Origin of the sequence: Promicromonospora sp. NPDC019610 (genome assembly GCF_044389365.1) — a bacterium.
Taxonomy (GTDB): Bacteria; Actinomycetota; Actinomycetes; order Actinomycetales; family Cellulomonadaceae; genus Promicromonospora.
Genome location: NZ_JBIRXX010000003.1, coordinates 302215 through 326879 on the forward strand (window position 1 = coordinate 302215; position 24665 = coordinate 326879).

The 24665-nt window shown below is 71.5% G+C and carries 24 protein-coding genes and 1 tRNA gene; 16 read left to right on the top strand and 9 right to left on the bottom strand.

Annotated elements, in window-relative coordinates:
• Positions 1-79: 79 nt before the first annotated feature.
• Entirely contained in the window at positions 80-859 is a 780-nt protein-coding gene (locus ACH45N_RS22565; RefSeq protein WP_397398082.1) for a hypothetical protein, read from the bottom strand.
• Between the two features lies 1 nt (position 860).
• Complete coding sequence (locus ACH45N_RS22570) at positions 861-1340, bottom strand: OsmC family protein (protein ID WP_397398084.1); 480 nt, start codon at positions 1338-1340, stop codon at positions 861-863.
• Between the two features lie 190 nt (positions 1341-1530).
• Here ACH45N_RS22570 and ACH45N_RS22575 point away from each other — a divergent pair, with 190 nt between their 5' ends.
• Genes ACH45N_RS22575 through ACH45N_RS22585 form a run of 3 tightly spaced genes read left to right on the top strand, consistent with a single transcriptional unit; the run spans position 1531 to position 3491 of the window.
• Positions 1531-2118, top strand: a complete 588-nt coding sequence (locus ACH45N_RS22575) for a hypothetical protein (RefSeq protein ID WP_397398086.1) — start codon at positions 1531-1533, stop codon at positions 2116-2118.
• A gap of 54 nt (positions 2119-2172) precedes the next feature.
• Entirely contained in the window at positions 2173-2976 is an 804-nt protein-coding gene (locus ACH45N_RS22580) for a thymidylate synthase (protein WP_397398088.1), read from the top strand.
• Complete coding sequence (locus ACH45N_RS22585; protein ID WP_397398090.1) at positions 2976-3491, top strand: dihydrofolate reductase; 516 nt, start codon at positions 2976-2978, stop codon at positions 3489-3491. Before ACH45N_RS22580 ends, ACH45N_RS22585 begins: the two co-directional genes overlap by 1 nt.
• 22 nt (positions 3492-3513) lie before the next feature.
• Here ACH45N_RS22585 and xylB read toward each other — a convergent pair whose 3' ends face one another.
• Both xylB and xylA read right to left on the bottom strand, forming a co-directional pair.
• Positions 3514-4998 carry a xylulokinase gene (xylB, locus tag ACH45N_RS22590; RefSeq protein ID WP_397398092.1) on the bottom strand — a complete coding sequence of 495 codons (1485 nt, stop codon included), beginning with the start codon at positions 4996-4998 and terminating at the stop codon, positions 3514-3516.
• Between the two features lie 166 nt (positions 4999-5164).
• Positions 5165-6319, bottom strand: coding sequence for a xylose isomerase (gene xylA / locus ACH45N_RS22595; RefSeq protein ID WP_397398094.1), 1155 nt, complete (start codon positions 6317-6319; stop codon positions 5165-5167).
• Between the two features lie 90 nt (positions 6320-6409).
• Between xylA and ACH45N_RS22600 the strand changes: the two genes are divergently transcribed.
• Entirely contained in the window at positions 6410-7648 is a 1239-nt protein-coding gene (locus ACH45N_RS22600; RefSeq protein ID WP_397398096.1) for an ROK family protein, read from the top strand.
• A gap of 62 nt (positions 7649-7710) precedes the next feature.
• On the opposite strand, the gene ACH45N_RS22605 is transcribed toward ACH45N_RS22600, so the two are convergent.
• On the bottom strand, positions 7711-8478 hold the full coding sequence (locus tag ACH45N_RS22605) for a GntR family transcriptional regulator (RefSeq protein ID WP_397398098.1): 768 nt from the start codon (positions 8476-8478) through the stop codon (positions 7711-7713).
• Positions 8479-8726: 248 nt separating this feature from the next.
• Between ACH45N_RS22605 and ehuB the strand changes: the two genes are divergently transcribed.
• Genes ehuB through ehuA form a run of 4 tightly spaced genes read left to right on the top strand, consistent with a single transcriptional unit; the run spans position 8727 to position 11830 of the window.
• On the top strand, positions 8727-9668 hold the full coding sequence (gene ehuB, locus ACH45N_RS22610; RefSeq protein WP_397398100.1) for an ectoine/hydroxyectoine ABC transporter substrate-binding protein EhuB: 942 nt from the start codon (positions 8727-8729) through the stop codon (positions 9666-9668).
• A gap of 8 nt (positions 9669-9676) precedes the next feature.
• A complete protein-coding gene (ehuC, locus tag ACH45N_RS22615; protein WP_397398102.1) occupies positions 9677-10405 on the top strand; it encodes an ectoine/hydroxyectoine ABC transporter permease subunit EhuC in 729 nt (242 codons plus the stop codon).
• Positions 10402-11043: an ectoine/hydroxyectoine ABC transporter permease subunit EhuD gene (gene ehuD, locus ACH45N_RS22620; protein WP_397398104.1), complete on the top strand. Its 642-nt coding sequence runs from the start codon at positions 10402-10404 to the stop codon at positions 11041-11043. Before ehuC ends, ehuD begins: the two co-directional genes overlap by 4 nt.
• Complete coding sequence (gene ehuA, locus ACH45N_RS22625) at positions 11036-11830, top strand: ectoine/hydroxyectoine ABC transporter ATP-binding protein EhuA (RefSeq protein WP_397398106.1); 795 nt, start codon at positions 11036-11038, stop codon at positions 11828-11830. Before ehuD ends, ehuA begins: the two co-directional genes overlap by 8 nt.
• Before the next feature lie 114 nt (positions 11831-11944).
• Here ehuA and ACH45N_RS22630 read toward each other — a convergent pair whose 3' ends face one another.
• Positions 11945-12394, bottom strand: coding sequence for a MarR family winged helix-turn-helix transcriptional regulator (locus tag ACH45N_RS22630; protein WP_397398108.1), 450 nt, complete (start codon positions 12392-12394; stop codon positions 11945-11947).
• A gap of 158 nt (positions 12395-12552) precedes the next feature.
• Here ACH45N_RS22630 and ACH45N_RS22635 point away from each other — a divergent pair, with 158 nt between their 5' ends.
• A complete protein-coding gene (locus ACH45N_RS22635; RefSeq protein WP_397398110.1) occupies positions 12553-13419 on the top strand; it encodes an aldo/keto reductase in 867 nt (288 codons plus the stop codon).
• A gap of 93 nt (positions 13420-13512) precedes the next feature.
• The gene (locus ACH45N_RS22640) at positions 13513-14784 is read left to right on the top strand and encodes an MFS transporter (protein WP_397398112.1); all 1272 of its coding nucleotides are present in this window, start codon (positions 13513-13515) and stop codon (positions 14782-14784) included.
• Position 14785: 1 nt separating this feature from the next.
• Here ACH45N_RS22640 and ACH45N_RS22645 read toward each other — a convergent pair.
• Positions 14786-14858: transfer RNA gene (locus ACH45N_RS22645), tRNA-Arg, on the bottom strand.
• A 239-nt stretch (positions 14859-15097) separates the two neighbouring features.
• On the opposite strand from ACH45N_RS22645, the gene ACH45N_RS22650 reads away from it, so the two are divergent.
• The 5 genes from ACH45N_RS22650 to ACH45N_RS22670 are packed head-to-tail and all read left to right on the top strand — an operon-like array spanning position 15098 to position 20752.
• The gene (locus tag ACH45N_RS22650) at positions 15098-16867 is read left to right on the top strand and encodes an ABC transporter substrate-binding protein (RefSeq protein ID WP_397398114.1); all 1770 of its coding nucleotides are present in this window, start codon (positions 15098-15100) and stop codon (positions 16865-16867) included.
• Between the two features lie 3 nt (positions 16868-16870).
• The gene (locus ACH45N_RS22655) at positions 16871-17866 is read left to right on the top strand and encodes an ABC transporter permease (RefSeq protein WP_397398116.1); all 996 of its coding nucleotides are present in this window, start codon (positions 16871-16873) and stop codon (positions 17864-17866) included.
• Positions 17863-18807, top strand: coding sequence for an ABC transporter permease (locus ACH45N_RS22660; RefSeq protein ID WP_397398118.1), 945 nt, complete (start codon positions 17863-17865; stop codon positions 18805-18807). The genes ACH45N_RS22655 and ACH45N_RS22660 overlap by 4 nt, the downstream gene beginning before the upstream one ends.
• Positions 18807-19757, top strand: a complete 951-nt coding sequence (locus ACH45N_RS22665) for an ABC transporter ATP-binding protein (RefSeq protein WP_397398120.1) — start codon at positions 18807-18809, stop codon at positions 19755-19757. The genes ACH45N_RS22660 and ACH45N_RS22665 overlap by 1 nt, the downstream gene beginning before the upstream one ends.
• Positions 19757-20752 (top strand): ABC transporter ATP-binding protein, encoded by a 996-nt coding sequence (locus ACH45N_RS22670; RefSeq protein WP_397398122.1) that lies wholly within the window; start codon positions 19757-19759, stop codon positions 20750-20752. Before ACH45N_RS22665 ends, ACH45N_RS22670 begins: the two co-directional genes overlap by 1 nt.
• Positions 20753-20765: 13 nt before the next feature.
• On the opposite strand, the gene ACH45N_RS22675 is transcribed toward ACH45N_RS22670, so the two are convergent.
• Positions 20766-21632, bottom strand: coding sequence for a L,D-transpeptidase (locus ACH45N_RS22675; RefSeq protein ID WP_397398124.1), 867 nt, complete (start codon positions 21630-21632; stop codon positions 20766-20768).
• A gap of 213 nt (positions 21633-21845) precedes the next feature.
• Between ACH45N_RS22675 and ACH45N_RS22680 the strand changes: the two genes are divergently transcribed.
• The gene (locus ACH45N_RS22680) at positions 21846-23165 is read left to right on the top strand and encodes a winged helix-turn-helix domain-containing protein (protein WP_397398126.1); all 1320 of its coding nucleotides are present in this window, start codon (positions 21846-21848) and stop codon (positions 23163-23165) included.
• A 194-nt stretch (positions 23166-23359) separates the two neighbouring features.
• Here the strand turns inward: ACH45N_RS22680 and ACH45N_RS22685 are convergent, their stop codons facing one another.
• Positions 23360-24601 carry an MFS transporter gene (locus tag ACH45N_RS22685; protein ID WP_397398128.1) on the bottom strand — a complete coding sequence of 414 codons (1242 nt, stop codon included), beginning with the start codon at positions 24599-24601 and terminating at the stop codon, positions 23360-23362.
• Positions 24602-24665: the final 64 nt, after the last annotated feature.

A 24665-nucleotide genomic window follows, 5' to 3' on the forward strand; every position in this document is an offset into this window, starting at 1 on the left:
CGCAGCCTAGGTCGGGTCCCGGAATCCTGCCGGTCCGCTCGCGGATATTGACAACGGGCGGCACGGCGGCCGGCGACGCCTACTTCTGCTCGATGACGCGGGGGAACCGCACCGGCGGAGGACCGAACGCGGCGCGCGACTGCGCGATCACGGTGTGGCCGAGCGCGCGGGCGCCGATCAGGCCGACCACGGCGCCGATGCCGAACGGCAGGATGCGGCCGAGCAGCAGGCTGCCCTGCTTGGCGATCTGCTTCTTGATGAACTGGTGCGTCAGCGCCTTGTTCACGCGCTGGAGCGTGGTGCGCGGCATGCTCGTGAGCAGCACCTTGCCCCACGCGACGCCCGAACCACCGATGGCGTCCTCGACGTCCTTCGCGCCCTTGTCGCCGAGCACCGTGGCGAGCAGCAGGGCCCGGCGGCGCGGGACGTCCTGCACGTCGATCCCGTGCACGTCGGCCACCGCGAGCGAGAAGGCCGCGGACGACGCGAAGAACGTCGCCACGTCGCTCGTCGACAGCGCGACGCTCGCCGCCGTGCCGACCGCCGGGATGGCGGCGGCGGCGCCCACCGCGCTGCCCGTGGTCTGGATGACCCGCAGGTACTCCTTCTCCAGCAGCCGGATGATCTCCGCGGGCGAGGCGTCAGGGTTCCGCGCGCGCACCTTGTCCACATGCTTGTGGATGGTCGCCGACGGGATGGTCACCGCCCGGTCGACCAGGTGGTCCAGCGGGCCGTCCGGCTTGTAGTTGAGCCAGTCCGCCTTGGTGACCTGGAGCGAGTCGTCCGGCTTGACCAGGGCGTCGCCCGGCGTGGCGCGGCCGTTGGACTCGGCCGCCGTCAGCTTCTTGTCGTCCGTCATGTCAGCCCTCCGGCTGGTTGAACTGCGCGTCCGGGATCTGGGCGCCCGCCTTGAGCGTGCGGCCCACGGTGCATGCCTTGTCGATCGATCGCTGGGCGATCGTCAGGAGCTTTGCCCGGTCCTCGTCGTCGAGGGCGGACAGGTCGATCTCGAACTTCTCGGTGAGCACCGGGTACCGGTCCTCCGCCATGTCCTTCGGGTCCTCGACACGGATGGTGGTCTTGTAGTCGTCACCCAGACGGCGCGAGAACGCACGGTCGCTGCTCATCCCGGCGCACGCCGCGAGCGCGACCTTCAGCAGCTCACCCGGGGTGAACACCGCGCCGGCGCTGGCCGGCCCGATCTCGACGCGGGCGCCGCGGGCCGAGAAGCCCGTGTACGTCCGCGTGCCGTTGCGCTCCACCCACAGCGGGTCGGTGGGCGAGGGGGTCACGGCGTCCTCGCTGCGCGCGGCGTCCGGGGTCGTGGTCTGCTCCGTCATGGGGGTAATCCTTCCACTGGTCACCGACACGGTCACGGAGCTGGGTGCTCCGGGTCCCGGTCGGTCGGCCTCGTGGTCAACGCGGACGGCGCCCGCGACGTTCCCGTTCGGCCCCGTGGGCAGGGCCGGGAGCCGCGCGCACGGGCCCGTTCGCCGCGCAGACCGGCCGCTGCGCTGCGACGATTCTGCGATGGGGGAGAACGTGAGCGGTACGCCGGCGGCGTCCGGCCCGGCGTCGGGCAGTGCGAGCACCACACCGGACGGCGGGAAGGGCCTGTGGACGCCGGACTGGCGGGACATCGGCAAGCGGCTGCTCGGTGTCGCGGGCGTGATCCTGGCCGTGTGGCTGATCTACCAGTTCCTCGACGCCTTCCTGCCGCGTTGGTGGGCACAGGTGATCGGCAACGCCGTGGACGGGTCGTTCGCCGCGGGCGCCTGGTGGGGGTTGCTGGTCGGCGCGGTGTTCACGCTGGTCCCGGTGCTGTTCCTCGCGCAGGCGGTGTTCACGCGACGGTCCTGGCAGGTGCGCGGCGCGCTGCTCGCGCTGGCGGTGGTGTTCGCGGTGCCGAACCTGATGACCCTCGGCATCGTCCTCGGCACGTCGGCGGCGGCGCACGCCGGCGAGCGGATCCTCGACGTGAACGGTCCCGCGTTCCGCGGCGGGTCGGCGTGGGGTGCGGTGGCCGGCGGCGTCGTGGCGCTCGTGATCGTGACGATGACCGTGCTCTACCGCCGGCGCGGGGCGCACCTCAAGGAGCTCCGGGCCAAGCAGGGCTGACGCGCCGGGAACGCGAGCCGGGACTCGCCCGGCGGCGGACGTAGGCTTGCCCCCATGACCGAGATCGACACCCCGTACGAGGGCCTGCTCCGCGATGTGCTCGCCACCGGGACCCGCAAGGGCGACCGGACCGGCACGGGCACCCGCAGCGTGTTCGGGCGGCAGATCCGGTACGACCTGGCGCAGGGGTTCCCGCTGATCACCACCAAGCGCGTGCACCTCAAGTCGGTCGTGTACGAGCTGCTGTGGTTCCTGCGCGGCGACTCCAACGTGCGCTGGCTTCAGAAGCACGGCGTCAAGATCTGGGATGAGTGGGCCGACGAATATGGTGATCTCGGCCCTGTGTACGGCGTCCAGTGGCGATCCTGGCCCACGCCCGACGGCGGGCATGTGGACCAGATCGCCAAGGTGGTCGAGCAGATCCGTACCAACCCGGACTCGCGGCGGCACATCGTCACGGCGTGGAACCCGGCCGAGGTGGACGACATGGCCCTGCCGCCGTGCCACGCCCTGTTCCAGTTCAACGTGGCCGACGGCAAGCTGAGCTGCCAGCTCTACCAGCGCTCGGCCGACCTTTTCCTCGGCGTCCCGTTCAACATCGCTTCGTACGCGCTGCTCACGCACATGGTCGCGGCGCAGACCGGGCTCGAGGTCGGCGAGTTCGTGTGGACCGGCGGCGACGTGCACATCTACGACAACCACGTGGAGCAGGTCGAGACGCAGCTCGCGCGCGACCCGTACCCGTACCCGTCGCTGCGGCTGGCCCAGCGCGACTCGATCTTCGAGTACGAGTACGAGGACGTCGAGGTGCTCGACTACGTGTCGCACCCCACCATCAAGGCCCCGATCGCCGTCTGATGATCGGGCTCATCTGGGGTCAGGCGCGCGACGCCGCAGGCCGGCCGGTCATCGGCGCGGGCGGAGACATCCCGTGGCACGTGCCGGAGGACTTCGCGCACTTCAAGCGGACCACGGCGGGGCACCCCGTGGTGATGGGCCGGCTCACGTGGGAGTCGCTGCCCAGGCGCCCGCTGCCGGGCCGGACCAACATCGTGGTCTCGTCGCGGGGCCCCCAGGGGGTGCCGGACGCCGGTGACGGCGTCGTGGCGGCCGGGACGCTCGGCGAGGCGCTCACGGTCGCCGGCGACGCACCGGGCGGGGACGAGATCTGGGTGATGGGCGGGTCGCAGGTCTACCACGAGGCGATGCCCGTCGCCGACGTCCTGGAGGTCAGCGAGATCAACACGGAGGTCGAGGGCGACGTGTTCGCCCCGGAGATCGGCCCCGAGTGGACGGTCGCCTCCGCGACGGACTGGACGACGTCGTCCTCCGGGCTGCGGTTCCGGCACCTGCGGTACACGCGCCCCGACTGACCGGGGCGCGCGTACCGACGGGTCAGACCAGGTCGCGCACCGCCGCGTACTGCTCCCGCACCACCGGCTTCGGGTCGGCCGCCAGCGTGGTCGCGATCGTCGTCGACCAGGCCGGCGGGGCGACGTCGTCCGCCCCGTCCGCGGCCGCCGCGAGGGTCCACGCGGCCTGGCGCGCGGCGCCGTCGGCCACGTACTCGCCCGGCTCGGGGATGCCGATGGGGAGCCCGAAGACCTGCGGGGCGATCTGCTGCACGGCTGGGGACTGGGCCGCCCCGCCGATCAGCATCACGCGCTCCACGGAGACGTCCAGCGCCCGCAGCGCGTCCAGCCCGTCGGCGAGCCCGCACAGCATGCCCTCGATGTAGGCGCGGGCCAGGTGGGGGCGGGTCGACGTCGCCAGGCGGATGCCGTGCAGCGTGCCGGTCGCGTCGGGCCGGTTGGGCGTGCGCTCGCCCTCCAGGTACGGCACGAGCACGAGGCCGTCGGACCCGGGTGGGGCCTGGAGCGCGAGCTCGGCCAGCTCGTCGAAGTCGACGCCGAGCACCTCGCGGGCGGCGTCGAGCACTCGCGCCGCGTTGAGCGTGACGGCGAGCATGAGCGCGTTGCCGGTCGCGTCGGCGAAGCCGTTGATCGCGCCGGAGCCGTCGGCGGTGCGCTTCGGCGCGACGGCCGAGACGACGCCCGACGTGCCGATCGAGATGGCGATGTCGCCGGGCGTCATGCCGAGCCCGAGGGACGCGCCGGCGTTGTCGCCCGCGCCGGGCCCGATCAGGGTGCCGCCGTCGACGTCGGAGCCCGCGACGGACGGGTGCGCCACGGCGCCCGCCTCTGCCACGCCGACGACGCGCGGCAGCACGACGTCGGTGCGCCCCAGGGCGCGTTCCAGCAGGTCGGGGCGGTACTCGCCGACGGCGGCGTCGTAGTACCCCGTGCCCGAGGCGTCCGAGCGGTCCGTGAACAGCTTGTCGAGCTGCGGGCCCAGGGGAGCGGTCGGGTCGCCCGCGGGGCCGTAGCCCGCGATGCGCCAGGACAGCCAGTCGTGGGGGAGCGCCACGGCGGCGACGCGCGCCGCGTTCTCCGGCTCGTTGTCGTGCAGCCAGCGCAGCTTGGTGACGGTGAGGGAGGCGACGAGCACCGAGCCGACGGCGTCGGCCCAGGCCTGGGCGCCGGCCGCGCGGTCGCCGTCGCCCAGCTCGGTGATCAGGGCCTCGGCCGACGGCGCGGAGCGGTTGTCGTTCCACAGCAGCGCCGGCCGCACGACGTTGCCGTCGGCGTCGAGCGTGACCATGCCGTGCTGCTGGCCGCCCACGGAGAGCGCCGCGACGTCGGCGAGCCCGCCCGCGGCGGCTGCCGCCTCCTGGAAGGCGTCCCACCAGTGCTGCGGGTCCACCTCCGTGCCGCCGGGGTGCTTGGCGGAACCGGTCCGGACCAGCGCGCCGGTCTCGGCGTCGCGCACGACGATCTTGCAGGACTGCGTGGACGTGTCCACACCGGCGACGAGGGGCATCGGTGCTCCAGGGGTGGTTCGTGAGGGAAGAGGCGACTGACACGCTACCGCGTCGGTCTCTGGGCAGAGCACTCCCCTTTGAGGCCCGGGTTTCTTCGCTTTGAGCTGGCTCAAAGCGAAGAAACCCGGGCCTCAAAGGGGAGTCGGCAGCACCCGATCGGGCAGGTCAGCCGATCAGGTGCTTCAGGGCGAGCTGGTGCAGACGGACCAGGCCGTAGTCCTTCTCGGCGAGGGCGTCGACGTCGGGGTCGGCCTCGGCGAGGAAGGAGTCGAACGACTCGCCCTCGGCCAGGGTCGACTGGCCCAGCTCGAAGAGCCCGGCGTGCTCGAAGGCAGCCTGGACCTCGGCGTCGGCCCGGTACTGCTTCGCCTTGGCGGCGAGCAGGTCGTAGGTCTCCATGTTGGCCTTGGCCGACTCCCACACGCCGTCGAGGTACTCGGTGCGCGACGGCTTGTAGTCGAAGTGGCGGTAGCCCTCGAAGCGCGGCCCGCCGTTCGGGAAGCCGTTCTCCAGCAGGTCCACCGTGAAGAACGCGGAGAGCAGGTCGCCGTGACCGAACACGAGGTCCTGGTCGTACCGGGGGCCGTGCTGGCCGTTCAGGTCGATGTGGAACAGCTTGCCCAGGTACAGCGCCAGCGCGATGCCGTGCGTGTAATTGAGGCCGGCCATCTGCTCGTGGCCCGTCTCCGGGTTGATGCCCACGATGTCCGCGTTGTCGAGCGAGTTGATCAGCGCGATGGCGTGGCCGATGGTCGGCAGGAAGATGTCGCCGCGCGGCTCGTTCGGCTTGGGCTCCAGCGCGATCTTGAGCCCGTAGCCCTTCTCCTTGATGTACGAGGCGACCGTGTCGATGCCCTCGGCGTAGCGCGCGTGCGCGGCGTGGAGGTCCTTCGAGTTGTCGTACTCCGTGCCCTCGCGGCCACCCCACATGACGAAGGTGGAGGCGCCCATGTCGGCGGCCAGGTCCACGTTGCGCAGCACCTTGCGCAGGCCGAAGCGGCGCACGTCGCGGTTGTTGGAGGTGAACGCGCCGTCCTTGAAGACCGGGTGCGTGAACGTGTTGGTCGTCACCGTGGTGCAGACCAGGCCGGTGTCGGCGGAGGCCTTCTTGACGGAGTCGATGTGCTTCTGGCGCGCGGCGTCGTCCGACCCGAACGGGAAGACGTCGTTGTCGTGGAACGTGAAGCCGGCGGCCCCGAGGTCCGCGAGCTTCCGGATGGACTCGGCGGGGTCCAGATCGGGCCGGGTCGCGGTGCCGAACGGGTCGTTGCCGGGCCAGCCGACGGTCCACAGGCCGAACGAGTACTTGATGTCGCTCACGGGGTCTCCTCATCGAGGGCGGCCCCGGCATGCGGCGCCGCATTTGTTGTACGGATGAACTATTACGCGAGCCTCGGCTACAGTCAAGGCGTGACCACCGCCGGGACCGCACACGAGACCACGACGCGAGCGGGTTCCGCCGCGGCCCGCCAGCACTCCCTGCGCGAGCACAACCTGGAGCTGGTCGCCCGCGCCGTGTTCGAGGTGCCGGAACCACTCTCACGCGCCGGGGTGGCCGCCGCGACCGGTCTGGCGCGCGCCACGGTGTCCACGCTGGTGGACCAGCTCGTCGCCGCCCGGCTCGTGCGCGAGCTGCCCGCCGTGACCGGCGGCCGCGCGGGACGGCCCGCCGTCCCGCTGGTCCCGGCGCCGCGGTCCGTCGTGGGCCTGGGACTGGAGGTGAACGTCGACTACCTCGGCGTGCGTGTGCTCGATCTCACGGGCGACGTCGTGGTCGACCGCGTGCTCCCCGGCGCGCTCCACGACAGCGACCCGGCCGTGGTGCTGCGGCAGCTCGGCGAGCTCGCCCGCGAGGTGTCCGACGGCGTCACCGCCGCCGGCATGACGGTCGCGGGCGCGCGGCTCGCCCTCCCCGGGCTGGTGGACCCGCGCACCGGCCTGCTGGAGGTCGCGCCCAACCTGGGCTGGTCCTCGCTCGACCCCGTCCCGCTGCTCGGCCTCGGCGAGCTGCCTGTCCGCATCGCCAACGAGGCCAAGCTCGCCGCGCTCGCGGAGCTCGCCGGCGGCTCCGACGTCGCGGCGCCGGACTCGTTCGTCTTCGTGTCGGGCGACGTCGGCATCGGCGCCGCCATCGTCGTCGACCGGGCACTCTTCCTGGGGGAGCGGGGCTGGAACGGCGAGATCGGGCACGTCGTCGTCGACCCCGCCGGGCCGCGCTGCTCCTGCGGCGCGTTCGGCTGCCTGGAGCAGTACGCCGGCAAGGAGGCCATGATGCGCGCCGCGGGCCTGCCGGCGGACGCGCCCCTCGCCGCGCTCGTCGCCCTGCTCACCGAGCGGGACGCCGCCGCACCCGCCGCGGGCGCCGGGGCGGGCGCCGCCGCGATACCCGCCGGCCGGGCCCTCGGCTCGGCGCTCGCGGACTTCGTGAACCTGCTCGACGTCGCCACCATCGTGCTGGGTGGCGCCTACACCGAGCTGCTGCCGTGGCTCCGGGCCGACGTCGAGGCCGTGCTCGCCGACCGCGTGCTCGCGGCGCCGTTCGTCGACCTGGAGGTACGGGCGGCGCAGGCCGGCCCGCAGGCCGCGCTCACGGGCGGGGCGCGCGAGGTGCTGCGCGCGGTGCTCGCCGACCCGGCGGCCTGGGTCTGACGCCAGGCTGAGACGGTCTGACGCCAGGCTGAGACGGGCCCGACAACCCACCTGACCAGCGGTTACAGCTCGTCGGGGGCATCGATCGGGCCCAGCGTGATCGCCGGCGCGTCGGCAGGCTCCTCCAGCGTCTCGACGGGCTCGTCCTCGCGGCCCAGCAGTCGGGCGACGGCGCCGTCGAGCATCTCGGTGATGACCGTGACGAGGCCGTCCTCGTCGCGCGCCTCCAGGCGCTCGACGATCACCGCGTGCGCGTCGGCCGTGTCCTTGCGCACCACGTACTCGTCGCTCACGGAGAACGTGGCCATCCGTACCTCGACGATGAGCGTGGTCATCCAGCGGGTGAGCCAGGGGTTGCCCGTCGCGGCGACGAGCGCCCAGTGCAGGTTCAGGTCGGCGCCGCCCACCCGGCGGGCGTCGCCCGTCCGGTTCGCGTCCACGAGCTCGTCGTGGGCCTGGCGCACGGTGGCCAGCGCGGCGTCGTCCCCCGACCGGACGAGCAGGCGGGCCGCGGTGATCTCCACCGACTTCCGGGCCTCGTAGAGGGCCGGGAGCCGCTCCCGGGAGATGGTCGCCACGCGCATGCCGCGCCCCGGGGTGGCGACCAGCAGCCCCTCCTGGACCAGGCGCTGGGCCGCCTCCCGCAGGGGCCCGCGGCTCACGCCGAGCTGGGTCGCGACCTCGACCTCCCGGATCGGCGAGCCGACGGCGAGCACACCCGCGTACACCGCGTTGCGCAGCTCGGTCTGGATCAGGTCGACGGTCGAGGGACGCGTCACACGCGAGAAGGACGGCGCGGTCGCCAGGGAGGCCCGTGGCGGGTGGGACATCAGTGCTCCTTCCGTGAGCGCAACGTCGATGACGTCGATGACGACCATCATCTCCGGTGCGCGGACATCTGTGGGGCCACGGCGGTAGCGGGGGTGGCGCCGGCCGGGTGAACTTGCAGATTGTAGACAATCCTAATGTCGAACGCTAGATTGTCTGAACGTCGCGATCCCGCTACGGTGGCGAGTCGTCCGTGAACTCCAGCCCACCCGCTCTTTGCCATGTCCGGCCGGGTGGCGTGAAGGGAACCATGTCTAGATCAAGCGTCCGCCCGCTCCGCCGAGCCGTCCTCGCCGCAGGGTCCGTACTCACCCTGGTCGCGCTGGGCGCGTGCTCCCGCGTCGACACCGGCGGAACCGAGGGCGGTGCGAGCGCCCTGGAGAGTCTGCAGAGCAAGGGCGTCGTCACCGTCGGCTTCGCCGGCGAGGAGCCCTACAGTTACGAGGACGAGAACGGCGAGCTCACGGGAGCCACCGTCGCGCTGCACCGGGAGATCTTCTCCGAGCTCGGCATCGAGACCGTCGAGGGCGTGAACACCGAGTTCGGCTCGCTCATCCCCGGCCTCAACGCCAACCGCTTCGACGCCGTCAGCGCCGGGATGTCCATCCTCCCGGAGCGGTGCGAGGAAGCCTCGTTCAGCGAGCCCGAGTTCATGTACACCACGGCCTTCATGGTCCCGACGGGCAACCCGGACAACCTGACGGACATGCAGTCCGCCAGGGACGCCGGGGTCAAGCTCGCCACCATGAGCGGCGCGATCGAGGGCGACTACGCCTCGGCGCTCGAGATCGACAACACCGAGGTCGGGACGCCCCAGGACGGCCTGGACGCGCTGACGGCGGGCCGGGTCGATGCGTTCGCACTGACCGCCATCTCGCTCAACGCGCTGGCCGCGAAGTCGGACGCCGACGTCGAGGTCACCGAGTCCTTCGTGGCCGAGATCGACGGCGTGCCGCAGATCGGCGCCGGCGGCACCGTGTTCCGGACCAACGACACCGAGCTTCGCGACGCCTACAACGAGAAGCTCGCGGAGATCGTCGCCGACGAGGACCGCTACCTCGACATCGTCGGGGACTTCGGCTTCACCGCCGCGGAGCGCCCCGTCGAGGGCATGACGACCGAGAAGCTCTGCGAGGGTGACCTCGAGACGCTGGCAACCGAGCTCGCCCCGGAGCTCGGCCTGGACGGCTGATCGAGCCCGTGTCCGACAATCTCGAATACCTCGTCAACGGGCTGCCCCGGCTCGGTGAGGGCATCCTCGTCACGCTCGAGCTCACCGTCGGTGGCGCGGCCCTCGCCTTCCTCGTGGCCATGCTGCTCGGCCTCGGGTCGCGCGGCCGGTGGTGGGTCCGGGTGCCCTCGCGCGTCGTCGTGGAGTTCTTCCGCGGGACGTCGCTGGTGGTGCAGCTGTTCTGGCTGTTCTACGTGCTGCCGGTCTTCGGGTTCCAGCTCGAGTCGCTGGCCTGCGGCATCCTGGCCCTCGGCCTGAACTACGGCGCGTACGGCGCCGAGGTGGTGCGTGGCTCCATCAACGCCGTCCCGCAGGGGCAGTGGGAGGCCACGACCGCGCTCGACATGAGCCCGGCGCACCGCCTGCGGCGCGTGATCCTGCCGCAGGCGTGGCCGCTGATGATCCCCCTGTTCACGAACCTGCTCATCCAGCTCGTGAAGGGCTCGGCCCTCGCCACCTACATCCTGCTGCACGACCTCAACTACTTCATCGAGCAGATGCGGCGGGGCACGCAGGACACCGTCTTCTCGTACGTCGTCGGCCTCCTGCTCTACTTCGCCATCGCCTACCTGCTCACGCTGCTGATGAACGCCATCGAGGCGCGGGCGAAGAGCCGGGTCGGCATCGGGCCGACGCCGCGTGAGGTGCTGCAGGTCGCGCCCGTGCCCGCCACGCAGGGCGGAGGTGTCACCGCATGAGCTTCACCTGGAGCTGGGACCGCGTCGCCGAGGTGCTCCCGCTGCTGATCGACGGGCTGTGGATCACCCTGCTCGCGACCGTGGTCGGCATGCTGATCGCCTCCGTGCTCGGTCTGCTCGTCGCCCTCGTGCGCCGCTCGAGGCTGCGTGTCGTGACCATGCCGGTCGGTCTGCTGACGGAGTTCATCCGGTCGACGCCGCTGCTGGTCCAGCTGGTGTTCGCCTACCTGGTGTTCAGCAGCACGCCGCCGCTGGTGATCGGCTGCATCGTGCTCGGGATCCACTACTCGACGTATCTGTCCGAGGTCTACCGCGCCGGGATCGACGCGGTGCCGAAGGGCCAGTGGGAGGCGGCGGTCGCCCTCGACCTGCCGCGCTCGCGCACCTGGGGCGCCGTCGTGCTGCCGCAGGCCATCCGCAACACGCTGCCCGGGCTCGGCAACTACGCGATCTCCATGTTCAAGGAGACGCCGTTCCTCTTCGCCATCACGGTCGTCGAGATGTTCAACGCCGCGCAGAAGTACGGCGCCGCCCACTTCGTCTACATCGAGGCGCTGACCATGGTCGGGCTGCTCTTCCTCATCGTGAGCTACCCGACGTCGATGCTCGTGCGCCGATTGGAGAACCGCCTTGCCTAGTGCCACCACCCAGGACGCCGTGGAGAGTCCGGCGATCGAGTTCCGCGGGATCGTCAAGCAGTTCGGGAACAACACCGTCCTGGACGGCCTCGACTTCACGGTCGCCAAGGGCGACCGCGTGACGCTGATCGGTCCCTCGGGCTCCGGCAAGACGACGATCCTGCGGCTGCTCATGACGCTGGAGGAAGCCGACGGCGGTCTGATCTTCGTCGACGGTCAGCCGTACACGCACGAGATGCGGGGTGACAAGCGGGTCGCGCGCAGCGAGAAGCAGCGCGGGCTCGTGCGCCGGCGCGTCGGGATGGTGTTCCAGCAGTTCAACCTGTTCCCCAACATGACGGTGCTGGAGAACATCATCGAGGCGCCGATCCACGTGCTCGGCTGGCCCAGGGCCAAGGCGATCGCCAAGGCCGAGCACCTGCTGGAGCTGGTCGGCCTGTCCGACAAGCGCGACGCGCGTCCGACACAGCTTTCCGGCGGGCAGCAGCAGCGGGTGGCGATCGCGCGAGCCTGCGCGATGGAGCCCGACATCATGCTGCTCGACGAGGTGACCTCCGCGCTCGACCCGGAGCTCGTCGCCGACGTGCTCGGGGTGCTCCGGAACATCGCCGAGACCACGGACATCACCATGCTGATCGTCACGCACGAGATGCAGTTCGCCCGGGAGGTCTCTAACCGGGTGCTGATGTTCGACGGCGGCAAGATCATCGAGGAGGCGGACCCGGAGACGATCTTCACGACTCCGCAGAACGAGCGGACCCAGGAGTTCCTCCGCGCGGTCCTCTGACCGGACCAGCCACCTGACTCGGCACCCTGAGTGTGCCGAGTCAGGTCGCCCGTCGGACCACCCCTCTGACTCGGCGCCTCTCGACGGCCGAGTCAGAGGGGTGGTCCGACTCGTTCATACCCCCGCGCCCACCCCGCCGAGCGTGCCCACGAGGCCGGCCAGCTCCGGCACCTGCTCCGCCTCCCGCAGGGCCTCGTGCAGCGCACGGTCGTGCGTGGGGCGCGCGGCGAGCAGCAGCTTCTCGCCTGCCGCGGTGAGCTCGGTGTAGATGCCACGGCGGTCGTCCTGGCACAGGATGCGCGTCAGCAGCGCGCGGTCCTCCAGGCGGTTGACCAGGCGCGTCGTGGCGCTCGGCGACAGCGCGGTCGCGCGGCCGAGCTGCTGCATGCGCATGTGCCAGCCGTCCTGCCGGGACAGCGCGTCCAGCACCGTGTACTCCACGACGGACAGGCCGTGCTCGGCCTGCAGCGCGCGTTCGAGCGCGGTGTCGATCATGCCGTGCAGTGCGGCGAGCGTTCGCCAGCCCTGGGCACGGATCTCGACGGCGTCGTCGGCGATTCCCATGGGCCCTCCTCGTCGGGCGTGATTCCTGTCTCCAACTATAGCGCTTGTGCAACTAGTGCGCGCGTGCAACTATCTAGGAGGCGCGTGCAACTAAACGCGTCCGCCAGGTGTCCGCGTACGCACAGCAGGCACCGTACGGAGAACAGCAAGGAGCCCTCATGTCATCCCCCGTCGAGACCCCCGCCACCGCAGCCGTCCCCGCCGTCGCGCTGCCGAACGCCGCCCACGCCGGCGCGACCATGCCGCAGGTCGGGTTCGGCGTCTTCCAGGTGTCGGACGCCGAGACGACCCGCGCCGTCGGCCACGCGCTCGACGCCGGGTACCGGAGCATCGACACCGCCGCGATCTACGGCAACGAGGCGGGCGTGGGCCGCGCGCTCGCGGAGTCCGGGCTGGCGCGCGACGACCTGTTCGTCACCAGCAAGCTGTGGACCGACGGGATGGCGCGCGACGCCGTCCGGCCCGCGCTGGAGCGCAGCCTGGACCTGCTCGGGCTCGACGCCCTCGACCTGTACCTGATCCACTGGCCCGCACCCGGTCGCGGGCAGTACGTCGACGCGTGGGAGGGCCTGATCGAGGCGCGCGAGGCCGGCCTGGTCCGCGAGATCGGCGTCTCGAACTTCCAGCCCGCGCACCTGGACGCGATCGTCGCGGCCACCGGCGTGCGCCCCGTCGTCAACCAGGTGGAGCTGCACCCCGCCCTGCAGCAGCGTGAGCTGCGCGCGCACCACGCCGGGCTCGGCGTCGTCACCGAGGCGTGGAGCCCGCTCGCGCAGGGTGCCGTGCTCGACGCCGCCCCCGTGACCGACGCCGCCCGGGCGCACGGCGTCTCCGCCGCCCAGGTGGTGCTGCGCTGGCACCTGCAGCAGGGCACCGTCGTGATCCCGAAGTCGGTCACGCCGGCCCGCATCGCGTCGAACCTCGACGTGCTCGGGTTCGAGCTCACCGCCGACCAGGTCGCGGCGATCGACGCCCTGGACCGGGACGGCCGCACCGGCCCGCACCCGGACCACTTCAACGGCTGACGAGCACCCCGCCGGCGCGAGCCGGCCCGGCACGAGCCGATCCCGGCGCGAGCCGATCACCCCCGCACCACCCGTACCTCAAGGAGCACTGTCATGCCTGTCGCCCTCTGGGCCCTCGCCATCGGGGGATTCGGGATCGGCCTCACCGAGTTCGTGATCATGGGCCTGCTGCCCGAGGTCTCGGCCGACTTCGGTGTCACCGAGACCGTCGCCGGATACCTCATCTCCGGCTACGCGCTGTCCGTCGCGGTCGGCGCGGTCGCCCTCACGGCGGCCCTCACCAAGGTGGACCGCAAGAAGGCCCTGCTCGGCCTGATGATCCTGTTCATCGCGGGCAACCTGGTGTCCGCGATCGCGCCCACGTACGAGCTGATGTTGCTCGGCCGGGTCGTCGCGGCGCTGTGCCACGGCGCGTTCTTCGGCATCGGTGCGGTCGTGGCGGCCGACCTGGTCGCCCGTGAGCGACGCGCCGCCGCCATCTCGATCATGTTCGCCGGCCTGACCATCGCCAACGTGCTCGGCGTGCCCTTCGGCACCCTGCTCGGGCAGGCGGCCGGCTGGCGCTCCACCTTCTGGGCGATCACCGGCATCGGCGTGCTCGCCTTCGTGGGCATCGCGCTCCTGGTCCCGGCCAGGGTCGGGGTGCCGGACGACGTCGCGGGGCCGAGCGGGCAGCCCGGCCCCGGCCTGCGCGGCGAGCTCGCGGCGTTCCGCGCCCCGCAGGTCTGGTTGTCCATCGCCGTGACGGTGCTGGGCTACGGCGGCATGTTCGGCGCGTTCACCTACATCGCGTTCACGCTCACCGAGGTCAGCGGGTTCGCGAGCTCGACGGTGCCGTGGCTGCTCATCCTGTTCGGGGCGGGCCTGTTCGTGGGCAACCTGCTGGGCGGCAAGGCCGCGGACCGGAACCTCGGGGCCACCCTGCTGACCCTGCTGGTGCTGCTCACCGTGGTCCTGGCGGTCTTCGCGCTGACCGCGACCAGCCAGGTCGCGACCATGATCAGCCTGGTGCTGATGGGCGCCGTCGGCTTTGCGACCGTGCCGGGCCTGCAGATGCGGGTCATGCGCCACGCGTCGGCGGCCCCGACCCTCGCGTCGGGCGCGAACATCGCGGCGTTCAACGTCGGGAACGCGCTGGGCGCCTGGGTGGGCGGGCTGACGCTCGCCGCCGGGCTCGGGTACACGTCGCCGCTGTGGGCGGGCGCCGTCGTGACCCTGGCCGGGCTGGCGGTCATGGTGGTGGCCGTGCTGGTCCGCGGAGGGGAGCGGGGTGAGCGCGCGGCGGCACGCCGTGAGGCCGCGGACCGCGAGGTCGGGGGCGAGGAGCGCCCGGCGGCACCCGCCGGGCAGCTCGTCGAGCAGTAGGTGCGCCTGGGCAGACTCGAACTGCCGACACCCGCTTTAGGAGAGCGGTGCTCTATCCACTGAGCTACAGGCGCTCGCGCCGCTCCAGGAGGAGAACCGCGTGCGGCGGCCGGGTGCAGCCCCGACCGGCGCACACAGCCTACCGGCCGCCCGGCCCGGCGCGCTCAACGCCCGGGTCGGGCGTAGGTGTCGATTGCGCAACATAGGTGACAAACCTTGACCAATACCTCTCCGAGCCACAACGATGCTCAGCAACCCGGCGCGACGACGCGCCAGGTCCGCACGACGGCCGTGCGGGCGGAGAGGATCGACGATGTTCCTTCGACAGACCAGGTCCCGGGGCGTGCTGGCCCTGGTGGCGGCCACCGCGGCGGGCGCGCTGCTCGCCGGCTGTTCCGGCGGCGGTGGGAACGCACCCACGACGTCCAACCCGTACGCCTCGGCGGAGGGCATGGACTCGGCCAACGCCCTCGTGGCCGAGTACCCGCGCGAGGAGACGCTCTTCACGAGCGGCACCCAGTGGGGCCCGCCCACGTCGTGGAACCCGATCCCCAGCTCCGGGCACGCCACCGGTGCGCGCGGCCTGCTCTACGAGCCGCTGTTCCAGTTCGACCCGATCACCCTCGAGCTGACGCCGTGGCTCGCCGAGGGCGGCGAGTGGACCGGCGACAAGACCTACGAGCTCACCCTCCGTGAGGGCCTGACCTGGCAGGACGGCGAGACGCTCGACGCCGACGACGTCGTCTTCACCACCGAGCTCGGCAAGGTCGACGCCGTGCCGTACAGCAACCTGTGGACCTGGCTCGACAAGGTCGAGGCGACCAGCCCCACCACGGTGGAGTTCACGTTCTCCGACCCCCGCTACCAGGAGTGGGACAACTGGCTCTACAGCACGATGGTCGTCCCGGAGCACATCATGGGCGACTGGTCGGACGAGGAGCTGCTGTCCAACCCGAACGAGGACCCGATCGGCTCCGGCGCGTTCAAGTTCTCCGCCGTCGCCCAGGACCGCATGGTCTGGGAGCGCAACGACGACTGGTGGGCCCGCGGCGAGCTCGGCCTCGAGATGCCGATGAAGTACATCGTCGACGTCGTGAACACCTCCAACGAGGTGGCGCTCGGCCTGATGCTGTCCGGCGGCCTCGACCTGAGCAACAACTTCCTGCCCGGCGTCAACCAGCTCGTCGACACCGGCCAGGTCAGCACGTACTACGAGGGTGAGCCGTACATGCTGGCGGCGGCAGCGGCCAACCTCATCCCGAACCAGACGCGCCCGCCGATGGACGACGTCGACTTCCGCCAGGCCCTGGCACGGTCGATCGACGTGGACAAGATCGTGACGAACGCCTACGGCGGCCTCGTCGCGAAGGCGCACCCGTCCGGCCTGGTGCCGGCGTTCGAGGAGTACTACGACGAGGACGTCGTGGCCGAGCACGGCTTCACCTTCGACGCGGAGGAGGCCAAGTCGATCCTGGCCGACGCCGGGTACGAGGACACCGACGGCGACGGGTTCGTCGAGACGCCGGACGGCGAGGCGATCGACCTGAAGCTGATCGTCCCCGCGGGCTGGACCGACTGGATGGAAGCCGCGCGCGTCATCGCGGAGGACGCCTCCGCCGTCGGCATCAAGGTCACCGCCGACTTCCCCGACGCGGGCGCCGTCGACGACGCCCGGGCCACCGGCGACTTCGACCTGGTGATCAACGGCAACGCGGGCGTGAGCAACACGCCGTGGACCTACTACAACTACGCGTTCTACCAGCCGATCCAGGAGCAGATGCTGGCGGGCAACTTCGGTCGCTACGAGGACAAGGAGGCGTGGGAGCTCGTCGAGGACCTCTCGCGCACCGAGAGCGGCACGCCCGAGTTCTCCGAGACGCTGTCGAAGGTCCAGGAGAAGTTCATGACCGACCTGCCGGCGATCCCGCTCTGGTACAACGGCGCGTGGGCCCAGTACAACGAGTCGCAGTGGACCAACTGGCCCAAGGAGGGTCGCGAGGACGCGTACTTCCCGATCATGTGGAACGGGTACGTCCAGATGGGCGGCATCAACACGCTGCTCGCCCTCGAGCCGGCCTCCTGACGTATGCGCGGCTATCTCGCTCGCAAGACCGTGATCTACGGCCTGACGTTCGTCGTCGCGGTCACGCTGAACTGGCTGATCCCCCGGCTCATGCCGGGGGATCCGGTCCAGCGGATGGTGGCGCGCGCCGCCGTCCAGCACCCCGAGACGATCGCGGCCATGACCGCGTACTACGAGCGGACGTTCGGGCTCGACCTGCCGCTGTGGCAGCAGTACCTGAACTACTGGGCCGCGCTGTTCCGCGGTGACCTGGGCACGAGCGTGTGGCTGTTCCCCGCGCCCGTGAGCCAGGTGGTGCTCGACGCCGTGCCCTACACGCTGGGCATCATGATCCCCGCGATCCTGCTGAGCTTCGTGATCGGCAACAGCGTGGGGGCCATGGCGGCACGCAGCCGCTGGCTCGACAACGTGGCCCTGCCCGTCGGCTACCTGATCACGGCGATGCCGTACATGTGGCTGGCGATCCTGCTCGCGTGGGGCCTCGGCGTCGCGCTCGGGTGGTTCCCCGTGGCGGGCGGCTACGACTTCGGGATGGTGCCGCAGTGGTCGTGGGCGTTCGCCGGCGACCTGCTGCAGCACTGGGTGCTGCCGTTCTTGTCGCTGTTCCTCGTGTCGCTGGGCGGCTGGGCGATCGGCATGCGCAACCTGATCATCTACGAGCTCGAGTCCGACTACGCGAACTACCTGTCCGCGCTCGGCGCGCCCAAGCGGCTCGTGCGGCAGTACGCGTTCCGCAACGCGATGCTGCCGCAGGTCACGGGCCTGGCGCTGCAGCTCGGCACCATCCTGGGCGGCGCCCTGGTGACGGAGATCGTGTTCGCCTACCCGGGCCTGGGCAAGCTCGTGCTGTCCGCCATCCAGAACCAGGACTTCTTCCTGCTGCAGGGCACCCTGCTCTTCGTGGTGATCGGCGTGCTCCTGGCCAACTTCGTGATCGACATCGTCTACGTGCTGGTGGACCCCCGCACGCGGACCGGACTGACGGGGGGTACCTCATGACGGCGACACAGCCTGCGGCCACACCCGGCACCGGGACCGAGGCGGCCGAACCGCCCGGGGCGACCCTGGCGCCGTCGGGCAGCCGGAAGCCCGGGGGAGACGCGCGCGAGACGCTGTACTTCGCGCTGCGCAACCCGAAGGTCATCATCGGCTCGGTCGTGGTGCTCGCGTTCCTGCTGCTGGGGCTGCTCGGGCCGCTGTTCCTGAGGTTCGCGCCGATGGACTACGCGGGGCCGCCCATGGCGCCGCCGTCCGCGGACTTCCCGTTCGGCACGACGACGTTCGGGCAGGACGTCTTCGCGCAGTTCGTCGCCGGCCTGCGGTCCACGTTCCTCGTGGGCCTGCTGGGCGGCGGGGTGGCCGCCGTCATCGGGATGAGCATCGGGTTCGTCGCGGGCTACCGCGGCGGCCTGATCGACGAGCTGCTGAACATGCTGACCAACGTGGTGCTGGTCATCCCCGGGTTCGTGGTGCTCATCATCATCAACGCCTACCTGGGCGTGCGCAGCGTACCGATGCAGGCGCTGTACATCGGCGTGTTCAGCTGGCCGTGGGTGGCGCGCGCGGTGCGGGCGCAGACCCTGTCGCTGCGCTCGCGGGACTTCATCGACCTGGCGCGGCTGTCCGGCGTGGGGGTGGGCACGATCCTGCGGCGCGAGGTGGCGCCCAACATGTACTCCTACCTCTTCATGACGTTCGTGCTGCTGTTCGGCGGGTCCATCCTGACGGCGGCGTCGCTCGACTTCATCGGGCTCGGGCCCACCAACGCCATGTCGCTCGGCCTGATGATGAACCAGGCCGTCCAGTGGAGCGCGCTCCATCTGGGGCTGTGGTGGTGGTTCATCCCGCCGGGGCTGGGGATCACGCTCATCGTGGGCTCGCTCTACATCATGAACGTGGGCCTCGACGAGGTCTTCAACCCCAAGCTGCGGGAGATGTGATGACCCTTTCCGTGACCGACCTGAGGGTCCACTACCGCACCCTGCGCGGCCCCGTGAAGGCCCTCGACGGCGTCAGCTTCGAGGTGGCCGACGGCGAGATCATGGGCATCGCGGGGGAGTCCGGCTGCGGCAAGACGACGCTCGGCAAGGCCCTGATCCGCCTCGACACCCGCATGGAGCACGTGGGCGGCACCGTCGCCCTCGACGGGGAGAAGCTCCCCATCGCCGACGACGGCGCCATGCGCCGCCACCGCTACCGCGAGGTGTCCCTCATCCCGCAGTACGCGATGTCGGCGATGAACCCGACCCGCAAGATCGGCCGGATGATCCGCGACCTCCTCGCGGCCCACAACGTGCGCTACACGGAGGTGCTGCCGGAGCTCGAACGGCGCCTGGAGCTCGTCGGCCTCGACACCGACGTGCTGAAGCGCTACCCGATCGAGCTGTCCGGCGGCATGAAGCAGCGCGTGGTGCTCGTGCTGTCCACGCTGCTCAACCCGGCGCTGCTGATCGGCGACGAGGTGACGTCGGCGCTCGACGTGTCCTCGCAGAAGGCCGTCGCCCGGGCGCTCGTCGAGTTCCGCGACCACGGGTTCGTCCGGTCCATGATCGTGATCACGCACGACATCTCCGTGCTGTTCCAGGTGGCCGACACCATCCTGGTCATGTACGCCGGGCACCTCGCGGAGAAGGCGCCGGCCCGGACCATCATCGACGCGCCCCTGCACCCGTACACGAAGATGCTCATCGGTGCGCTCCCCAAGGTGGGCGACCGGTACGAGGAGCAGCGGCTGGAGGGCATCGAGGGGCGGCCGCCGTCGCTCCTCGACCCGCCCGCCGGGTGCCGGTTCCGTGACCGCTGCCCCCTCGCGCACGACCGGTGCGCCGAGGCCCCGCCCTTCCGCGAGGTCGCCGAGGGGCACCAGGTCGCGTGCTGGGCGGTGAGCTGATGCTGACGATCGACGCGCTCGACAAGGTCTACAAGACGGGCACCTTCGGCACCTCCGACCTGCACGCCGTGCGGCAGGTCAGCCTCGACGTCCAGCGGGGCGAGGTGGTCTCGCTCATCGGGGAGTCCGGCAGCGGCAAGTCGACCATCGGCAAGATGGTGCTCCACCTGCTCGACTCCACTGGCGGCAGCATCACGTTCGACGGACGCGACGTCACCCGGCTCGGGTTCCGGGCCCGCCGCGACTACTACCGCAAGGTCCAGGGCGTGTTCCAGGACCCGTTCAGCTCGTTCAACCCGATCTACAAGGTGGACCGGACGTTCGAGACGCTGCGGCGCTCCTACTTCCCCCGGGTGTCGCTGGCCGACTGGCGCGGGCGGCTGGAGGAGGCGCTGGGGGCGGTCAGCCTCGAACCCGGCGACATCCTCGGCAAGTTCCCGCACCAGCTCTCCGGCGGGCAGCTCCAGCGTCTGCTCATCGCGCGCGCCCTGCTGCTCGACATCGAGCTGCTCGTGGCCGACGAGATCATCTCGATGCTCGACGCCTCGACCCGCATCGACGTGCTCAACCTGCTGGGCGAGCTCAAGTCGCGCGGCCTGGGGATCCTGTTCGTCACGCACGACCTCTCGCTCGGCAACTACGTCTCCGACCGGGTGGTCATCCTCTACAAGGGGCGGGTCGTGGAGCGCGGCGTCACCAGCGCCGTCTTCGACGACCCGCTGCACCCGTACACGCGCGACCTGCTGGCCTCCGTGCCGCACCTGGACCGCACGTGGGAGGAGGTCGAGGCCGAGGAGTCGCAGCGGACCGCGCGCCTGGCGGGGCGGTGCCTGTACCACGAGGCGCTCGCGGCCCAGGGGCGGTCCCTGGGCGAGGAGGCCGAGGCGGGCTCGGCGAGCGGCGCGGCCGACGGCCTCGGGCTGGTCGAGCACGCGCCGGGCCACTTCGTGGGGTGCTTCCGCAAGGCGGCGGACGAGGAGTGCCCGGCGGGTTGACCCGGACGCCTCGCTAGCCCCGGACCAGGACCGGTACACCCGGGTCGAGGCCGGCGAGGCGCTCGAAGTCCCCGCTCGTCAGGCGGATGCAGCCGTTGCTGACCGTCCCACCCTGACCCTCGCCCACGTGCAGCGCGGTGGCGGCGTAGTCGGTGCCGTAGAAGCCGTCGAGGGACTCGCTCTGCATGGACAGGAACACCGACATCCCGGTGTTCACCGCCTCCGTGACGGTGAAGACCTGCGTGAGGCCGCGCGGCGTCGGCGTCTCGGGCGCGCCGACGCCGGCGGGGAGCACGTCCCGGGAGCCGTCGTCGTGTGTGACCGTCACGGTGCGGTCCCACAGGTCGACCACCACCGAGCGCCGCTCCTTCTCCAGCACGACGTCGTCCCCGCGCAGCCAGCCCGAGACGCCGTTGACCCGGTCCGGGTCGTCCGACGGGAGCGCTCCGCGCCCGTACGGGACGAGCACCTTGACCCAGTCCGCCCGGCGCTCCAGCACGAGCCAGCGGCCGTCGGCGTCGTAGTAGTCGGACTCGAGGGCGAGCACGGGCGCCTTCGTCACGTCGGGCGCCGCCCAGACCGGGATCCGCGCCTTCCTCGGCTCGGCGACCGAACCGGGCAGCCCCCGGAGCGTGTCGAGCTTGGTCAGGGGCAGCTCGGCGGGGAGCAGCCCGTCGATGTCCGGCCGGGGCAGGTCGGCGAGCGAGTATCCCGCGGGCTTCGGCGGCGGCTCGGGCGTGGGGCTGGCGGACGGCGAGGGGCTCGCCGACGGCGCGGCCTCGGCCGGGTCGATGCCGGCTCGCAGCCCGAACCAGGCCGCCGTGCCGACGAGCGCGACCACCACGACCCCGGCCACCCAGATCCAGGCCCTCTGCGACATGCGTTGTCTCCCCGTGCGTCCGTGCCACCCGCCTGGTCCAGGCGGCGTGCCCATCGTGCCCCGTGCGAGCCGCGCACGCAGCCGAGCCGTCGACGATACCGGGTTGTCACAGTTGTCCGATATCTTCGTGCCCGCCCGCATCACGATCCGAACTGTTGTTCGGCTCCGCCGCGGGATCCAGTCCGACAGGCACCTGACGAAGGAGAGATCACCGTGGCCCCCGCCGACCGGGCGTTCCCCGTCACGACCGTTCCCACGCGCCGTTCCCGCAACCTGGTGCTCACGGGCGCGGTGTCCGTCGCCCTCATCTCGACCGGGTCCGCGTACCTGGCGATGGTCCAGTTCGGCATCGACGTGCTCGCGATGAGCCAGGGCACCGCCTACGCGACCGCCGGCGTCTTCGAGCTCTCGCTGGTGACCGTCGCCCTCCTGGCCCGCGAGGCCGCCCGCGACAACCGGCCCGGCGGCACCCTGCTCGCCCTGACCTGGGCGCTCTCGTCCGCCTCCGGCGTCTTCGCCGCGTGGCACGAGGCCTACATCGGCCACCCCGTCGGCGCCGTCGTGTTCCGGTTCGTCGTGCCCCTGCTCGCCGCGCTCATGTGGCACCTCGCCCTCATCGGCGACCGCCACCTGGCCACCGGCACCTCCTGGTCCGCGCTGCGCCAGTCCGCGCGCATGCACGCCCTGTTCCTCACCACCGAGGACCTGTTCCGGGCACAGAGCCTGAACGACGGGTCGCGCGCCGCCCGCCGTCGCCTCGCCCGCGCCGAGGCCGGCCGCCGTCGGGCCCGCTCCGTGGCACTGCGCACCGTGCCGCCCACCGAGATGCGGGCGCAGGTCGCCGCCTGGTGCGAGGCGCTCGCGGCCGTGGGCGACGGGACCGCCGACGTCGCCCGCCTGCACCTGGCCGACCGGCAGCGGCTCACCGGCATCCTCGTCGACGAGCCGGTCGACGGCCGTGCCGGCGGCGCGCGCTCCGAGGTCGGGGTGCTCGACTACGAGCGCTGGGCCGCGGACGCGGTGGCCGCGGAGTTCGCTGAGGCGCCGCGCGGCGACGTCGAGCAGGAGGCCGCGACCGACGCCTGGGACGGCGCTGGCGCTGGTGCTGGTGCTGGTGCTGGTGCTGGTGTCGGCGTCGGCGTCGGCGTCCCGGAGGGTGCGGAGCGCCGGGCGGCGTACGCCAGCCTGGCGACGCCGCGGGACGAGGTGCGGGAGCGCGCCCCGCAGCCGGACGGCGTCTTCGACCAGGCGGAGACCGACGAGGCCGACCCGGCCGCCGTGGCGCCGGTGGAACCGGCCGAGGCGGCGGCCCGCGCCACGGCGAACGTCCGCGACGGGATTCCCCGCCGCCGGGCGCCGCGCCGGAACACCCAGCTCGGCACGCGGGACGCCGAGCGCATGATCGACCTGCGGACCAAGGGCCGCACGTACCGGGAGATCGCGGAGGAGGTCGGCGTCAGCCGGTCCACGGTGAGCAAGCGCATGCGCGAGTTCACGGAGACGGGCTCGATCCCGATCGTGAAGGCCCGCTGAGCTCGGGGCGGCGCCGGCTGCCCAGGGCCGGGCCGGCTGCCCAGGGCCGGGCCAGCTGCCGGCGTCGGCCTGGCCGGCGAGGGTCGCCCCGGCTGCCCAGGTGATCACCTTTGAGGCCCGGGTTTCTTCTCTTTGGACCCGTCCAAAGAGAAGAAACCCGGGCCTCAAAGGGGAGTGGGACCCAGGCCCGTTCGCTAGTCCGTGGCCTGGGCGTGCGCCACGTGACCCAGGGAGCGCCAGACCAGCGCGAGGGTGATCCCGGCGCCGGCGCACGCGAACCACCACGGCGCGACGAGTCCCCAGCGCTCGGCGATGACGCCGCCGATGCCCTGCCCGAGCACCAGGCCGCCGAACACGCAGATCATGTTGATCGACGCGACGCGGCCCTGGAACGCCTTGGGCACCGCGCGCTGCCGCACCGTGGTGGACAGCGTGCCCCAGACGAAGGCGTACACGCCGAACTCGAACATGATCACGATCGCGACCCAGCCCGTCGTGGTCAGCGCGAACGCGCCGTGCGTGAGCACCTCGAGCGTCAGACAGACGCGGATCAGCGTCGCCAGGTTCACGTGCCGCTCCAGCCAGCCGTACGACAGCACGCCGACGACGCCGCCCACCGCGCTCGCCGTGGTGAGCAGGCCGTAGCCGACCTCGCTCATGTGCAGGTGCTCCAGCGAGTACTTCACGAGCACGCCCCACGGGGCGGCCCAGGTGATGTTGAAGACCAGGATGACCAGGCACAGCGTGCGCACGGGCGGGTGGTGCCACACCCAGCGCAGGCCCTCGGCGATGTCCTTGCGCACGTGGGTGTCGGCGTCGCGCACGTTGACGAACGACACGCCCGGCGGGGCCACGATGCGCGAGACGAGCACGATGGCCAGCGCCACGCAGACCACCTGGATCACGAACGGCCAGACCATGCCTGCGGCGAAGAAGAAGGCGCCCAGCGGCGGGCCGATGAGCTGGTTCGCACCGAGGAACCCGGCCTGCATGCGCTGGTTGCCCGCGCCGAGGTCGGCGGGCGCCACGAGGGTGGGCAGGAGCGTCTGCTGGGTGGTGTCCGCGAAGACCTCGGCGGTGCCGTAGAGGAACATCGCGGCGAGCACCATGCCGATGCTCACGGTGCCGGTCCCGATGAAGACGCACAGGACGGCGATGACCAGGGCCCGGAACGCGTTGGCGACGATGACGACGCGACGCCGGTCCAGCCGGTCGGCCAGCGCCCCGGCCCAGAGGCCGAACAGCAGCCACGGCAGTCGCTGGAGCATCGCGGCGAGGGCGACGAGAAACGCGCTGTCGGTCTGCGACGCGACCAGGAGGGGTCCGGCGGCGAGCGCGATGCCGTCGCCGATGTTGCTGGTCCACGACGCGGAGACGAGCCAGCGGAACGGCCGGCCGAGCCTGCGGGGGAAGACTGCCTCGACGAGTGCGCTCACAAACGTTCGAGTCTAGGAGGCGCCGTCCAGGCTTTTTTCCAGGTCCGACCGAAGGGCCCCGGAA

Excerpts from the sequence above, each read along its gene's own strand:
- ACH45N_RS22565 (WP_397398082.1), bottom strand. The coding sequence starts at position 859 with ATGACGGACGACAAGAAGCTGACGGCGGCCGAGTCCAACGGCCGCGCC.
- ACH45N_RS22570 (WP_397398084.1), bottom strand. The coding sequence starts at position 1,340 with ATGACGGAGCAGACCACGACCCCGGACGCCGCGCGCAGCGAGGACGCC.
- ACH45N_RS22575 (WP_397398086.1), top strand. The coding sequence starts at position 1,531 with ATGGGGGAGAACGTGAGCGGTACGCCGGCGGCGTCCGGCCCGGCGTCG.
- ACH45N_RS22580 (WP_397398088.1), top strand. The coding sequence starts at position 2,173 with ATGACCGAGATCGACACCCCGTACGAGGGCCTGCTCCGCGATGTGCTC.
- ACH45N_RS22585 (WP_397398090.1), top strand. The coding sequence starts at position 2,976 with ATGATCGGGCTCATCTGGGGTCAGGCGCGCGACGCCGCAGGCCGGCCG.
- xylB (WP_397398092.1), bottom strand. The coding sequence starts at position 4,998 with ATGCCCCTCGTCGCCGGTGTGGACACGTCCACGCAGTCCTGCAAGATC.
- ACH45N_RS22605 (WP_397398098.1), bottom strand. The coding sequence starts at position 8,478 with ATGTCCCACCCGCCACGGGCCTCCCTGGCGACCGCGCCGTCCTTCTCG.
- ehuB (WP_397398100.1), top strand. The coding sequence starts at position 8,727 with ATGTCTAGATCAAGCGTCCGCCCGCTCCGCCGAGCCGTCCTCGCCGCA.
- ehuD (WP_397398104.1), top strand. The coding sequence starts at position 10,402 with ATGAGCTTCACCTGGAGCTGGGACCGCGTCGCCGAGGTGCTCCCGCTG.
- ACH45N_RS22630 (WP_397398108.1), bottom strand. The coding sequence starts at position 12,394 with ATGGGAATCGCCGACGACGCCGTCGAGATCCGTGCCCAGGGCTGGCGA.
- ACH45N_RS22635 (WP_397398110.1), top strand. The coding sequence starts at position 12,553 with ATGTCATCCCCCGTCGAGACCCCCGCCACCGCAGCCGTCCCCGCCGTC.
- ACH45N_RS22640 (WP_397398112.1), top strand. The coding sequence starts at position 13,513 with ATGCCTGTCGCCCTCTGGGCCCTCGCCATCGGGGGATTCGGGATCGGC.
- ACH45N_RS22650 (WP_397398114.1), top strand. The coding sequence starts at position 15,098 with ATGTTCCTTCGACAGACCAGGTCCCGGGGCGTGCTGGCCCTGGTGGCG.
- ACH45N_RS22655 (WP_397398116.1), top strand. The coding sequence starts at position 16,871 with ATGCGCGGCTATCTCGCTCGCAAGACCGTGATCTACGGCCTGACGTTC.
- ACH45N_RS22660 (WP_397398118.1), top strand. The coding sequence starts at position 17,863 with ATGACGGCGACACAGCCTGCGGCCACACCCGGCACCGGGACCGAGGCG.
- ACH45N_RS22665 (WP_397398120.1), top strand. The coding sequence starts at position 18,807 with ATGACCCTTTCCGTGACCGACCTGAGGGTCCACTACCGCACCCTGCGC.
- ACH45N_RS22670 (WP_397398122.1), top strand. The coding sequence starts at position 19,757 with ATGCTGACGATCGACGCGCTCGACAAGGTCTACAAGACGGGCACCTTC.
- ACH45N_RS22675 (WP_397398124.1), bottom strand. The coding sequence starts at position 21,632 with ATGTCGCAGAGGGCCTGGATCTGGGTGGCCGGGGTCGTGGTGGTCGCG.